This is a genomic window from Dehalococcoides mccartyi, assembly GCF_001889305.1.
GTDB classification, from domain to species: Bacteria; Chloroflexota; Dehalococcoidia; order Dehalococcoidales; family Dehalococcoidaceae; genus Dehalococcoides; species Dehalococcoides mccartyi_A.
This window is the reverse complement of the sequence record NZ_CP013074.1, coordinates 1,172,550-1,185,171: the sequence shown is the minus strand read 5'-3', so window position 1 is coordinate 1,185,171 and position 12,622 is coordinate 1,172,550. Positions and strand designations below refer to the sequence as shown.

At 47.9% G+C, this 12,622-nt stretch carries 13 protein-coding genes; 2 read left to right on the top strand and 11 right to left on the bottom strand.

All coding sequences use genetic code 11. From position 1 onward, the window contains the following. Nucleotides 1-8: 8 nt before the first annotated feature. The 3 genes from ASJ33_RS06525 to ASJ33_RS06515 all read right to left on the bottom strand — a co-directional run bounded on the left by ASJ33_RS06525 (nt 9) and on the right by ASJ33_RS06515 (nt 1,576). A complete protein-coding gene (locus ASJ33_RS06525) occupies nt 9-428 on the bottom strand; it encodes a YceD family protein (RefSeq protein ID WP_041331216.1) in 420 nt (139 codons plus the stop codon). Between the two features lie 75 nt (nt 429-503). Further along, the gene (locus tag ASJ33_RS06520; protein WP_041331214.1) at nt 504-707 is read right to left on the bottom strand and encodes a hypothetical protein; all 204 of its coding nucleotides are present in this window, start codon (nt 705-707) and stop codon (nt 504-506) included. 29 nt (nt 708-736) lie between these two features. Then, nucleotides 737-1,576: an enoyl-ACP reductase FabI gene (locus ASJ33_RS06515; RefSeq protein WP_041331212.1), complete on the bottom strand. Its 840-nt coding sequence runs from the start codon at nt 1,574-1,576 to the stop codon at nt 737-739. A gap of 160 nt (nt 1,577-1,736) precedes the next feature. On the opposite strand from ASJ33_RS06515, the gene ASJ33_RS06510 reads away from it, so the two are divergent. Beyond that, nucleotides 1,737-1,967: an Lrp/AsnC ligand binding domain-containing protein gene (locus ASJ33_RS06510; protein ID WP_010936960.1), complete on the top strand. Its 231-nt coding sequence runs from the start codon at nt 1,737-1,739 to the stop codon at nt 1,965-1,967. A 79-nt stretch (nt 1,968-2,046) separates the two neighbouring features. On the opposite strand, the gene argS is transcribed toward ASJ33_RS06510, so the two are convergent. The 8 genes from argS to ASJ33_RS06470 all read right to left on the bottom strand — a co-directional run bounded on the left by argS (nt 2,047) and on the right by ASJ33_RS06470 (nt 12,299). Beyond that, nucleotides 2,047-3,717: an arginine--tRNA ligase gene (gene argS / locus ASJ33_RS06505; protein ID WP_023652590.1), complete on the bottom strand. Its 1,671-nt coding sequence runs from the start codon at nt 3,715-3,717 to the stop codon at nt 2,047-2,049. Nucleotides 3,718-3,834: 117 nt separating this feature from the next. Beyond that, nucleotides 3,835-4,533 (bottom strand): HNH endonuclease, encoded by a 699-nt coding sequence (locus tag ASJ33_RS06500; protein WP_023652589.1) that lies wholly within the window; start codon nt 4,531-4,533, stop codon nt 3,835-3,837. Between the two features lie 7 nt (nt 4,534-4,540). Then, on the bottom strand, nt 4,541-6,997 hold the full coding sequence (gene recG / locus ASJ33_RS06495; RefSeq protein ID WP_041331210.1) for an ATP-dependent DNA helicase RecG: 2,457 nt from the start codon (nt 6,995-6,997) through the stop codon (nt 4,541-4,543). A 124-nt stretch (nt 6,998-7,121) separates the two neighbouring features. Further along, complete coding sequence (locus ASJ33_RS06490; RefSeq protein ID WP_023652587.1) at nt 7,122-8,057, bottom strand: DegV family protein; 936 nt, start codon at nt 8,055-8,057, stop codon at nt 7,122-7,124. Between the two features lie 29 nt (nt 8,058-8,086). Continuing rightward, nucleotides 8,087-8,932, bottom strand: a complete 846-nt coding sequence (locus ASJ33_RS06485) for a DegV family protein (protein WP_012882315.1) — start codon at nt 8,930-8,932, stop codon at nt 8,087-8,089. A 24-nt stretch (nt 8,933-8,956) separates the two neighbouring features. After that, entirely contained in the window at nt 8,957-9,799 is an 843-nt protein-coding gene (locus tag ASJ33_RS06480) for a DegV family protein (protein ID WP_023652586.1), read from the bottom strand. Between the two features lie 16 nt (nt 9,800-9,815). Continuing rightward, entirely contained in the window at nt 9,816-10,655 is an 840-nt protein-coding gene (locus tag ASJ33_RS06475) for a DegV family protein (protein ID WP_041331208.1), read from the bottom strand. Between the two features lie 9 nt (nt 10,656-10,664). Beyond that, nucleotides 10,665-12,299 carry a DAK2 domain-containing protein gene (locus ASJ33_RS06470; protein WP_023652584.1) on the bottom strand — a complete coding sequence of 545 codons (1,635 nt, stop codon included), beginning with the start codon at nt 12,297-12,299 and terminating at the stop codon, nt 10,665-10,667. Between the two features lie 128 nt (nt 12,300-12,427). On the opposite strand from ASJ33_RS06470, the gene rpmB reads away from it, so the two are divergent. Continuing rightward, nucleotides 12,428-12,616: a 50S ribosomal protein L28 gene (gene rpmB / locus ASJ33_RS06465; protein ID WP_012882311.1), complete on the top strand. Its 189-nt coding sequence runs from the start codon at nt 12,428-12,430 to the stop codon at nt 12,614-12,616. Nucleotides 12,617-12,622: the final 6 nt, after the last annotated feature.

Below are 12,622 nucleotides of genomic sequence, written 5' to 3'. Positions count from 1 at the left end.
GTATTCGTTTAATATTCAAAACCGCGGCACTCACCGGAGCACAGAGGTTTCATGGGTGTTGCCATTATAGCACCTTCACGGATAATCTCGCTCAAATCCAGAATATGGTGCTCGTCAATAAAAAAGGCGTCAAGCTCTTCAGAATTGTCCACTTCGAAGCCGTGTACCACATCTACGGTGGGCAAAAACCGTTCTTCAAGGCGGATGCTGGTCGGACAGCTGAATTCTTTAAGACAGCGGACACAGCTAAGATTCATATGGGTATTAAGGCCCCCTGTCACCAGCAAACCGCGGTCAATACGGATAAAGGTAACCTCTCCGGATACCCTGATAGGACTGCCTTCCAGATTTATTTCATCGTCCAGCTGGTAGGTGCGGGTGGCACCGACGGGTGATTTCAGCAACTGGGCTACATTATATTGCAGCACTATCTTCCTCGTACAAAACAGAGTTTATTATAGATTAAGGCTATATTACATGCAAGTTGAAAACCAAAAAGCAGTTTATTTGGCACTCCGGTTTTTCAATCGAAGCACCATATGCCCTATAATGCCAACAGCAAAACCTGCCGGTGCTGCCACCATACCCAAAATCACCCAAAAAGTATCATCAATTTCAAACAGGCTAACCAGCATAAGATGGATAAAGAAACTGACCAGAAACACTAAAACAGATATAAGCATAAGGCGGCTGAAGTTTTTGGCCATCACGCCCTCTCTTTCAACAGATTAAGCTATTATACACCCGCTTCTGGCTGATTGCGTTCCAGCAAACTAAGCAGTTTTTCGGAAATACCTGCACTGGAAAACCCCCCGTCATGATAAAGGTTTTGCATGGTAACCTTGCGGCTGAGGTCTGAAAGCAGGGTTACCACATAATCAGCGCATTCTTCCCCGCTGGCATTGCCCAAGGGGGCAAGCAGATTTGCGTATTCGTACATGGCATCAAAATTGCTTATTCCCGAACCGGCGGAGGTGCGGGTAGGTGACTGGGAAACGGTATTTACCCTTATTCCCCGGTCTGCCAGGCGGGAACCGAAATTTCGGGCAATAGCTTCCAGCAGGGCTTTGGCATCGTTCATGTCGTTATACTGGGAAAATACCCTTTGTGCCCCTATATAAGACAGTGCCACTATACTGCCGTTGTCTTTTAATACCCCGGCTTCAAGGGCATAACGGATTATTTTGTGCAGGGATATGGCCGAAATCTCCAGCCCTTTGTTATAAAAAATATAGTTGGTAGATTCATACGGTATTTTCTTGCGGATATTGGCGCTCATACCTACCGAATGGACTATGAAATCTATCTCCCCAAGGGTTGTTTTCAGTTCGGCAAACAGGGCTTTCAGCTCATCATCGCTGGTGGCATCTGCAACCAACAGCGGGGCTTGGCCGCAAATGCGGGCCAGTTCGGCGGTGTTTCCCATTTTAAGGGCGGTAGCTACGTTGGAAATAGCCAGTTTAGCTCCTTCGCGGTGGCAGGCCAGGGCTATTTTCCAGCCCAGACTTTGCTCGTTTAAGGGGCCGAATATAATTCCTTTTTTACCCTTGAGCAATCCGTAAGACGTTTGAGTCATAATATCTCCCGTCAAAATATTTTATAAATTTGTCACAAAAATAAAAAATGCATAAAAAGTGTGTTATATTATAGTCCATACCGCCTGCCGTATTCAAATATCAATCATGCCTTTATTATAGCCTAAAAAAGTCCGGGGAATAGATGCAGGGAGGATAAATATGTCTGCCAAAGCCTTTGTCCTTATTGAGGCCGCTCCTGCCCAGGCGGGGAAAATAGCTGACAACCTCAGGGAGATTAGCGGTATATGCAGTATAGATGCGGTTACCGGTCCGTATGATATTATTGCCGTGGTAGAGCGGGACACCCTTACCGGAATAGGTGATTTTATCACCTCAAAGATACAGGCGGCAGAGGGTATTACCCGCACCGTTACCTGTCTGGTCCTCTGATATATTTCGGCGGGGTAGGCGCTAAAAAGGGCAGACTGTTTGGGGTCTGCCCTGATTGCAACTTAAAATGATTAGCTCGTTACATGCTTTGGGGTGAGGTCATACCCATAAGGTGCAAGGTTCTGGCCAGCACAATACGGCTGGCATCTACCAGTTTCAGGCGGGCTGAGCTTAGTTCAGTATTATCTGAAATCACCCGGCAGTCTTTGTAAAACTGGTGGAAAGCATTAGCCAGTTCCTGGGCGTAATAGGTCAGGTGGTGGGGTTCAAGGGTGCGGGCCACAGTCTCCACAATCTCGGGCAGTTCGGCCATCTTGCGGATAAGTTCAAGCTCGGCTTCTTCCCCAAGCAAAGCGGTATCCCCGCCGCTGTAAGAAATCCCTTTTTCTTTTGCCAGAGACAAAATACTGCAGATACGGGCATGGGCATACTGGACATAATAAACCGGGTTTTCGGCTGATTCCTTTTTGGCCAGCTCCAAATCAAAATCCATCTGGCTTTCGGTGGAGCGGGACAGGAAGAAGAAACGGCAGGCGTCTGCCCCCACTTCCTCAATAACCTCACTCAGGCTTATCATTTCACCGGTGCGTTTGGAAAGGCGTACCAGCTCACCGCCCCGTTTCAGGGTAATCATCTGGAAAAGCAGGGTAGTAAGACGTTCGGGGTTGATACCCAGAGCGCTTAGCATGGCTTTCATGCGGGATACATGCCCCTGATGGTCTGCCCCCCAGATATTTATAACCCGGTCAAATTTGCGTTCAATGAACTTGTTGTAGTGGTAAGCAATATCAGACGCAAAATAAGTAGGTGTGCCGTCACTGCGGACTATTACGTTGTCCTTGCTGTCTCCCAGCAGGGTGGAGCTGAACCAGGTGGCATTGTCCCTTTCGGCAATATAGTTGTTGGCCGAAAGTATATCCATGGCGGTTTTATACTGCCCGCCGCTATATAGAGACCTCTCTGAAAACCAGACGTCAAAATCCACTTTGAGGGACTTCAGGTCATCGCTTATAAGGCAGAGCATACGTGCCATGCCTATCTCCCCCAGGTCATTTTGGGCTATTTCAAGCGGCATTTGCAGGTATTTGTCCCCGTATTTGGCTACCATTTCGGCCGCCAGCTCTACCATGTACTGTCCGTGATAACCGTCCTGAGGCACAGCCGCATCTTTACCCAGAGCCTGCTGGTAGCGGGCAAACAGGGTGCGTTTGAAAGCGTCTATCTGGCTGCCGGCATCATTGATATAAAATTCCTCTTCAACATAATAACCGGCCGCTTTAAGCACATTTGAAAGGGTGCTGCCCAGCACTGCCCCCCGCCCATGCCCTATATGAATAGGCCCGGTGGGGTTGGCGCTGACAAACTCTATTTGAACGCGGCTGCCGCCGCCCATATTTATATTACCGTAGCTTTCAGCTTCGCTGAGGATGGTTTTTACCAGATTGCACAGCCACTCTTTGGAAAAAGTGAAATTTATAAAGCCGGGAGGGGCTACGCTTACTTTGGAAATGCCTTCACCTGGTTCAATATAGCCGGCCAGTATTTCAGCCAGCTCCATGGGGCGTTTGCCGGTAGCCTTGGCCAGCCGCAAAGGCAGGCTGGTGGCATAGTCACCATAATTGGTTTTTTGGGGGTGCTCTATACTTATGTCTACGCTGAGCGCTGGAATCTGCCCTTCCTGACGGGCTTTTTCCAGAGCCTGGCTGAGAGACTCTATAATAATATTTTTGATAGCTAAGATACTGTTCAAGACTAAACTCCGAGTATTTATTATTGCGGTTTAAACTGGAAAGTAGATTATATCACATAATGGGAAGATGATAATGTCTGGAGGGGTTTTTTATGATTTAAGCAAATAGTTGGTAAATTACTCGATGCTAGTATGTTTGCTGAGGTTACAACTGGCACATAGTAGTTGAATATTTTCAGCTATTAACGATGACCCACCTTTGGAATAGGGGATAACATGGTCAAAATGAAGGTTTGAATTGTTGCCGCACTTTACGCATTTACCTTGGTCTCTAGCCCAAACAATTCGTTTTATATCTGAAGGTATAGCCCTTATATCAGCATCTAAAATAGGCGTTGCTATTTCATTAGTAATCTCTGAAGTTAGCTCTAGTTTGAACTTAAAGAGTTTACGATTATCAGAGGGCTCTTGCCAAGCATCAATTAGGTTGAAAACACCATTATAAACCCATATTCCGGGTTTTATCTTTTCATAAACACGAACTTTAGGAAATATTTTGTGTTGCTTGGCTTTTTGAGCGGCTTCATAGAAAAGGCCGTTAGCAGTAAGTTTATGTCCTGGGGTGTACATCGGCTGGTCAATGTTTTTAGGGTTAACGAGTTCTGGTGTTTTGTTTACATCATGTCCTTCGTATATAAGTATAGTTCCATCGCTCTCAAATCTGTCAGCGTAAGGTGCTCCATTACGCACACTCATAAGTATAATATTGTGACCATTGCGTAGTTTGAAATTCATCCCTTTTTGTAGATTGACTGACTCTGCTTGGCACATATCAAGATAGGATATTACCTGTCCCGGTTTAATCTCATCTGTCATTTTGCAGCTAGCTCCACTCGCTCTTTTTGGGCCATACCCGCCTTATTTCCTCTTCCAAAGCCTTGTTTTCAGGCAGGTTTAGTTCAGGGTCAGACTCAAACAAACGGTTAGCTTCCTTGCGTGCCTGTTCCAGCAACCCCACGTCAGATATACTGGCCATGCGCAGGTCAGGCAGGCCGCTCTGGCGTGTGCCGAAAAATTCACCCGGTCCCCGCAGCCGCAGGTCTTCCTCAGCCAGCTTAAAGCCGTCCTGGGTGCTTTCTATGATAGACAGGCGTTCCTGCCCCAGCAGAGACGGATTTTCGGCCAGAAACATGCAGTAGCTCTGCTCTGTTCCTCTGCCCACCCGTCCGCGGAACTGGTGCAGCTGGGAAAGGCCAAAACGGTCGGCGCTTTCTACCAGCATTACGGTTGCGTTAGGAATATCTATACCCACCTCCACAACCGGGGTGGAAACCAGTATGTCCATTTTGCCTTCGTTAAAGTGCTTCATGATACTTTCTTTTTCAGTGGCATTCATCCGCCCGTGCAGCAAAGCTACTTTGTATTCAGGAAACACCTCTGAAGATAGGGTTTCATATTCGGCGGTGGCGGCTTTGGCCTGTATCGCCTCAGATTCTTCTACCAAAGGGCAGATTATAAATGCCTGCCGTCCTGCCTCAATCTGTTTGCGTATAAAATTATAGGCACTGTTACGCTGTTCGGGTTTCAGCCAGCGGGTTTTTATGCTCTGGCGTCCGGGCGGCAGCTCATCTATGACTGAAAGGTCAAGGTCTCCGTACAGCGTTAAAGCCAAGGTGCGGGGTATGGGGGTGGCGGTCATGATAAGTATGTGGGGGTTTATTCCCTTGCTCCTGAGGGCAGAGCGTTGTTCCACCCCGAAGCGGTGCTGCTCGTCTATAACAGCCAGCCCCAGGGACTTGAAGCGGATTTCCTTCTGGATAAGGGCATGGGTGCCAATGGCTATATCAATCTCGCCTTTTTTAATCTTTTCCTTCAGGATATCTTTCTGGCTGGATTTCATATCGCTTATCATCAAAGCGACCCTGAGCGGGCGGTCTAGCAACCCTTCAAAGGTATACACCCCGTCCAGAAGGGTGCTCACTTTGGCGATAGAGGCAAACAGGCGGGTGACACTTTTAAAATGCTGTTCAGCCAGTATCTCGGTAGGTGCCATAAATGCTCCCTGAAGCCCGTTGGCAGCGGCGGTAAACAGGGAAATAACGGCGACTATGGTCTTTCCCGAACCCACTTCCCCCTGAAGCAGGCGGGACATGGGCACATTCTTGGAAATATCAGCCTTTATATCAGCCAGACATTTGGTCTGGGCATCAGTCAGTTTAAACGGCAGACGGGAAATAAAATGGTCTATAGCGGGCAGGTTTACCTTTAAAGCCTGTCCTGTTTGTTCTTGCCAACGTTTTTTCTTAGCCAGCACTCCAAGCTGGAGGATAAACAGCTCATCAAATGCCAGCCTGTTGCGAGCGGCGTCTTTCAATTCTTCCGTATCAGGAAAATGTGCCTGCCGGATAGCTTCGGCAAGCGGCAGCAGGCGGGTTCTTTTAAGGGTATCTTCCGGCAGAAAATCTGAAATACCGGGGGTGGAAATATCTATAAAGTTTTTCATCAGGCGGCGCAGGCTTCGCTGGTGAAGACCGGCGGTCAGGGAGTAAACCGGCACTAAACGCCCGGTATGGATAAGGTCAGCTTCGTCAGGCAGTTCCTCCCATTCGGGGGATTCAAATACGGGTCTGCCATTAAATATGGAAACCCGCCCCGAAAGCACCACTCTGGCATTTGGTTTCAGATTACGCACCATATAGGGGTTGTTAAACCAGACCGCCCGCATATTGCCGGTATCGTCCCCCAGTACCGCCTCGGTTGAGCGGCGTCCTCCCATGTAATTCACCTTGGACTGCCAGACATTGGCAATTATGGTCTGTTCAGACCCTGCTTCCAGCTGGGATATTTTTTTCAGGCGGCTGTAATCCAGATGGCGGTTTGGAAAATAATAAAGCAGATCGCGTACTGTATTGATGCCCATTTTATGAAATTTGGGGGCGGTAGCGGCACTTATGCCTTTTACTAAAGAAATATCCCCGTCAAGGGCTGGTGGGCAGCCGTCTGTTTTCGGTCTGGCAGGTGTTTTGGTAGCAGATTTGGCTTTGGACACTTTGCAGGTTACAGGCGCACCTGCAGGCTGGTTTTCCAGCTTGGGCAGAAATGCCAGCACTTCGGTTATCCACTTATGGCGTTTATCCTCTGACATTCGGGCATAACCCGGGTCAGAGAGTTTCAGTTTGTGAAATTCAAGCAGGTCATCAGGGTTATTTATACCCGTTGCGGCTTCCTTTGCCCAGCGGGACAGAAAGTGGTCCAGCCCGCCCATAACGGCGTTATCAGCAAAACCTTTTTGTACTTCCAGCTGAAGTATTTTTTTAAAGGCGCCGGTATCTGCTCCCAAATTTATACTCCGCCTTCGGTTTTTAAAAATGATAGACCATATGCCCTCACTTGTCCACACTATCCCTGCAATAAAAAGCCCTCCTTTTAAGGGGAGGGCTTCAAGCTTGAAATATTTTTAAAAACTAATGCAGGCTGGAAAAACCCAGCTTGGGTAGGTGGATAGAGGGCAGTTTAAATGACTTCTTGTCTTCCGTTTCATCTGAAATTGCGGTTCCAATCCCGCTTAGCTTTTCCCTGATAGCCACAACCAGAGTGCCGGGACCGCCGTGAACACCCAGAGCAGGTCCAAGTTGTGAGATATGGATTTTACTCTGGTCAATAAAATCAGCCAGTTTTTCCTTCATGCTTTGAGCTTCCACCAGATCTACACTTTGAACTATCTGAACCGCTTCCAGATTGCGGTTATTTTTTACCAGTTCGGTCAGTTTTTCAATACCTTTATTGCGGGTGCGGTGGATACTGGCCGGCCAGAGAGAGCCGTCTCTAAGGGTAAGCATGGGGCGGATACTCAAAACCCCGCTGATAAGGTTGGATGCACTGCTGAGACGCCCGCTCTTCAGCACATATTTTATGGTATCCAGCAAAGCCCAGATATGTACCTGGGGGATATAGCTCTTGATGCTGTTTATTATATTCCCGGCACTTTCACCCATTTTTGCCATTTCAGCCGCCTGAGTAGCCAGCAAACCCAAAGCTCCGGAAGTAGCCTTGGTATCTATGAGCTCTATATTGCTGCTGCTTTGTGCCAGTTCACGCCCCTGCAACGCCGAATTATAAGTGCCTGATAGTTTGGCACCCATAATCAGGGAGACTATCTGGTCAGTTTCCTTTGAAAGCGTTTTATATGCATTGGCAAAATCAGCCGGGGTGGGCTGGGAGGTGGTGAATTGCTCACCTGCCAGCATTCGGTTGTAGATTTCGGTTTGGGTTATATCCAGCCCGTCCCGATAGGTTTTACTGCCCGACATTACGTATACCGGTACTACCGTAATGCCCAGTTCTTTTATAGTTTCCGGAAGTAAATCCACTGTGCTGTCGGTAACTATTTTTACGCTCAATTATTCATACCTTTAAATCAGATTTTTATCTAGGCATCTGCCCAGGCTACCACGCAGACAGCATTAGGGCCGATAGATGTGCCGATTACCGGGCCTATCCGTGAGCGGATTATCTTTTCTTTAGGGAAAATATTACCCAAACGGTCTATCAGACTTTCGGCTACTTCGGGTGTGTTGGCGTGTTCAACCCCCAGATAGCGGATATTCTTGCGGCTGGCGGCATAGTTGTAAAGGTAATCCATACCCGCCTGATGGGAACGCACTCTGGTTACCGGGCTGACCTCTCCGTCCTGAACGGTAATAATGGGCTTGAATGAAAGCATAGCCCCCAGCAGGCTCTGGGCTTTGCCAATCCGCCCGCCTCTGGCCAGATACTTCAGAGTATCAAAGTACATGACTCCCGCCAGATAGTTATGGGGCTTTCGGAGTTCTTCCAGTATCTGGTCCAGATTTGCCCCTTCTTTGGCCATGTCCGATGCCCGAAAAGCCCTGAGTCCGTGTCCCAGTGTGGTCAGGTTTGTATCAAATACCTCTATACGGCAGGCGGGGCTTTCCAGAGTTTTTTTGGTATACATTGCCGACTGGTAAGTACCGCTGAGTTTCTGGGAAAGGGTAAGGATAAGTATCTGGTCGGTTTGTTCCGAAAGACGGGTCACCAAATCTATTACATATCCGGGAAGAGGTTGGGTAGTGGTGGGGATATTTTCGTCTTGGGGCAGGCGGGTGTAAAATTCATCAGGAGTTATATCTATGCCGTCCTGAAAGTGTTCGTTTCCGAAAGATACGGTGAGCGGCATTATATGGACATTCCCCATCTCTTTGGCCATTTGGGGTGAAATATCAGATGTGCTGTCAATTACAATCTGGACATTCAAATTAGAGCCTCCAAAAACCTGTTATCAACTTTTTCCGATTACGTTTATACACAGGGTATTCGGCCCTGTATATGTGCCCACTACCGGCCCTACCTGGGTTATGTATATTTTTTCAGGCGGGAACAGGGGAGCAAGGCGTTCCTTTAGTTTTAGGGCATCAGCGGTAGATGTGGCATAACCAATACCCACATACTCAAGAGTGCTGTGCTGGGCGGCAAAGTTGTAAAGCTGGTCCATGCCGGCTTGCAGTGAGCGTACTCTGGTTAAGGGAGTTACTATACCGTCACGTACCGTAAGCAGCGGCTTTACCGAAAGAAGTGAACCCAGCATGCTTTGGGCACGGCCTATTCTCCCGCCTTTTTGCAGGTAGGTCAGGGTATCAAAAAACATAACCGGCTGGGCATCAGGCAGGCTTTGGGTAATGGTCTCTTTTATCTCTGCAAGATTTCTCCCGCATTTTGCCAAATCATTTGCTTTTATAGCCAGCAGACCCAGTGCCAGACTGACTGTTTGAGAGTCTATTATTTCTATAGGGCAGCCGGGGTTTTCCAGCATACTTACGGCACTCAGGGCGGACTGGTAGGTGCCGGACAGCTTGGATGATATGGTAATAACCAGTATGCCTTCGGCCTGCGGCATAAGTTTTTCATAGGTTTCTTTAAAGACAAGCGGTGAGGGCTGGGTGGTATGGGGGTAAATGCCGCTTAAGGAAAGGCGGCGGTAAAATTCGTCAGGTTTCAAATTTACATTATCCAGAAAGTGTTCGCTGCCAAAAGAGACAGTCAGGGGGATTACCGTAATCCCCATATCGTTAGCCATTTCGGGCGGAATGTCAGAGGTGCTGTCGGTTATTATTTTTACCGCCATATACTGCTCCTTAAAATTATTTGTCTTCCAGAACGGTAACGGCTACCGCATTCGCCCCGGTATAGGCGCCTACCACCGGTCCAATTTGCGACCGGTATATTTTCACTTTGGGCAGTATTTCTCCCAGTTTAGATACCAGTTCATCCGCATCTTCCGGGCTGGTGGCGTGTTCTACCGCCAGGTATTTTATCTTAGGGAAAGCGGTGATAAATTTATACAGGTAATCCATGCCGGCTCTGCGGGAACGCACTTTGGAAAGGGGGCAGATAATGCCGTCTTCCATTTTCAAAATGGGTTTTATAGAAAGCAGCGACCCCACCAGACTTTGAGCTTTACCCATTCGCCCTCCCTTGTGGAGGTAAGTCAGGGTATCAAAGTACATGATGGGGTGGCAGTCTGCCATTTTTTGGCGGATAGTCTGGCTGAGTTCCTTAAGATTGAGACCGGTTTTGGCCAGTTCGGCGGCATAAATAGTCAGCAGCCCGGTTCCCATTATGACCTTTTCGGAATCTATTACTTCCACATGGCAGCGGCCGTGTATCATCTCGGCGGCATTTTTAGCAGATGAATAAGTACCGGAAAGTTTTGAGGAAAGGGTGATAACCAGTATCTCGTCTGTTTCTCCGCATAGTTTTTCAAATGTTTCCAGAAATATTCCCGGTGAAGGCTGGGTGGTAGTGGGGAATATATTTTGAGAAGTAAGGCGGCTGAAAAACTGGTCAGGTGTTATGCTTAGGCCGTCTTTAAAGTGTTCATTGTCAAACGAAACTGTCAGCGGAACTACGGTTATGCCCAGTTCAGCGGCCAGCTTCTGGCTGATATCCGAAGTGCTGTCGGTTACTATTTTGACTGTCATATTTTCCTTCTATTCAATAGAAACGGTGTAGTTATAATGGGGCTGTCCCCCATTCACCATCTCAACCTGAAGCGATGGATACTTTTCTATAAGCTCAGTCTCCAGTATTTTGGCTTCGTCTTCGGTTGTGTCCGCTCCGTAATATACGGTGATAACCTCTGACTTGGAAAGGTCCAGTTTGGATATTATTTCATCAAGTACAGCCTTGGGTTCATCACCCACCGCACAAAGTTCGTCATCCAGCAGGCCGATAGCCTGTTTTTTCTTTATATTAAGGTCATTCAGCTTGGTAGAGCGGACTGCCCTGGTTATCTCAATGGTCTTAACGTTTTCTTTGGCTTCCTTCATCAGGTTGAAGTTTGTTTCAAAGTCTGCCTCATAGTCGAAAGCCAGCAGGGCGGCCACGCCCTGGGGTATGGTGATGCTGGGTATAACCTTTATTTTTTTCTTGGTCAGGTTTTCTACCTGAATAGCTGTCAGGATAATGTTTTTATTGTTCGGCAGTATTATTACCTTGTCAGAAGGGGCGGCTTCCACTGCCTGTAAAATATCTTTGGTAGACGGGTTCATGGTCTGTCCGCCGGAGATAATACTCTGGGCGCCCAGACTTTTAAAAACCTCTTTCAGCCCGTCACCGGCAACTACGGCCACAATAGCGGTATCCACTGCCGGCATGCGTTCCTTTTGCAGGGCTAAAAAGTCTTCGTGCTGTTCGTCCATATTGCGTACGCTGACCTTGTGCATAGTACCCAGGTCACACACGTAGTTCATAACACTGCCCGGCTTTAGGGTATGTATATGCACCCTTACGGTGGTGGGGTCACCAACTACTATAAGCGAAACGCCCTTTTTCTTCAGCCGCTCACGTATCTTGTCAATATCCATATTTTCGCCTTTGAGCAAAAACTCGGTACAGTAGCCAAAGGCTTCTTCGTCATCTACCACATATTGCCCGGACAAATTTCCGGTAGGTATATTTCCGGTAATAACCCGTGATTTGCGGAACTGCATGTCCTCAATTTCGCCCCGCAGGAAATGGAGAGCCCCCTCCAGTATGGTATAAAAACCCTGTCCGCCGGCATCTACCACTCCGGCTTCACGCAGGGCAGGCAGCAGGCTGGGGGTATTGGCTACAGATTCACCGGCCGCATTCATACCTTTTTCAACCAACTCACTTACACTGGTTATGCCGTTATCAACCTCTTGCTGGCTGGTGGTGGCAACATCTCTTAGTACAGTCAGGATAGTGCCTTCCACCGGGTTATTCAGCCCCTGGTAAGCGGTCTCCGAGGCCTGTTTCATGGCTGCCGCCCAGTCAGAGGCGCATATAGCAGCTTTATCCTTCAGGGCAATGGAAACACCCCGCCATATTTGGGAGAGGATAACACCGCTGTTGCCGCGGGCACCCATTAAAGAGCCCTTGGCTATGGCCAGGGCTACGGTTGAGACATTCGGGTCATTGTATTTATAAGTTTCTTCTACCGCTGAGCGCATGGTGAGTAACATATTTGTACCGGTATCCCCGTCAGGAACGGGGAACACGTTTAAAGCGTCTATATCCTGAGAGCTTTTCTCCAGCCAGTTTGTAGCAGCTGCCACCATATCTCTAAATTGGGCACCGCTGATGTTTCCGTTCTGTGTCATTTTTTCACCTTTGCTTATAGCAATTCTAAGTGGGCAAACTTGTAAAGGGCAAAGTGCTATGATATATTTACTTGTCGGATTTTATATGAATTTAGTGGTTCAGTCAAAGGAGTAAATCTTTCAAAATTATGAAATGTGAAATGTGTGGTAAGACCCCTACATTTGGGCATAATGTAAGCCATTCCAAGAGGCGCACTAACCGCGTCTGGATGCCGAATATCCATTCTGCCAAAGTTGCAGTCAACGGCACTGAGGTTCGCATGAAGCTCTGCACCCGTTGTATCCGTTCTCAGGCCAAGCTTGCTAAAACTGCTTAATACGGA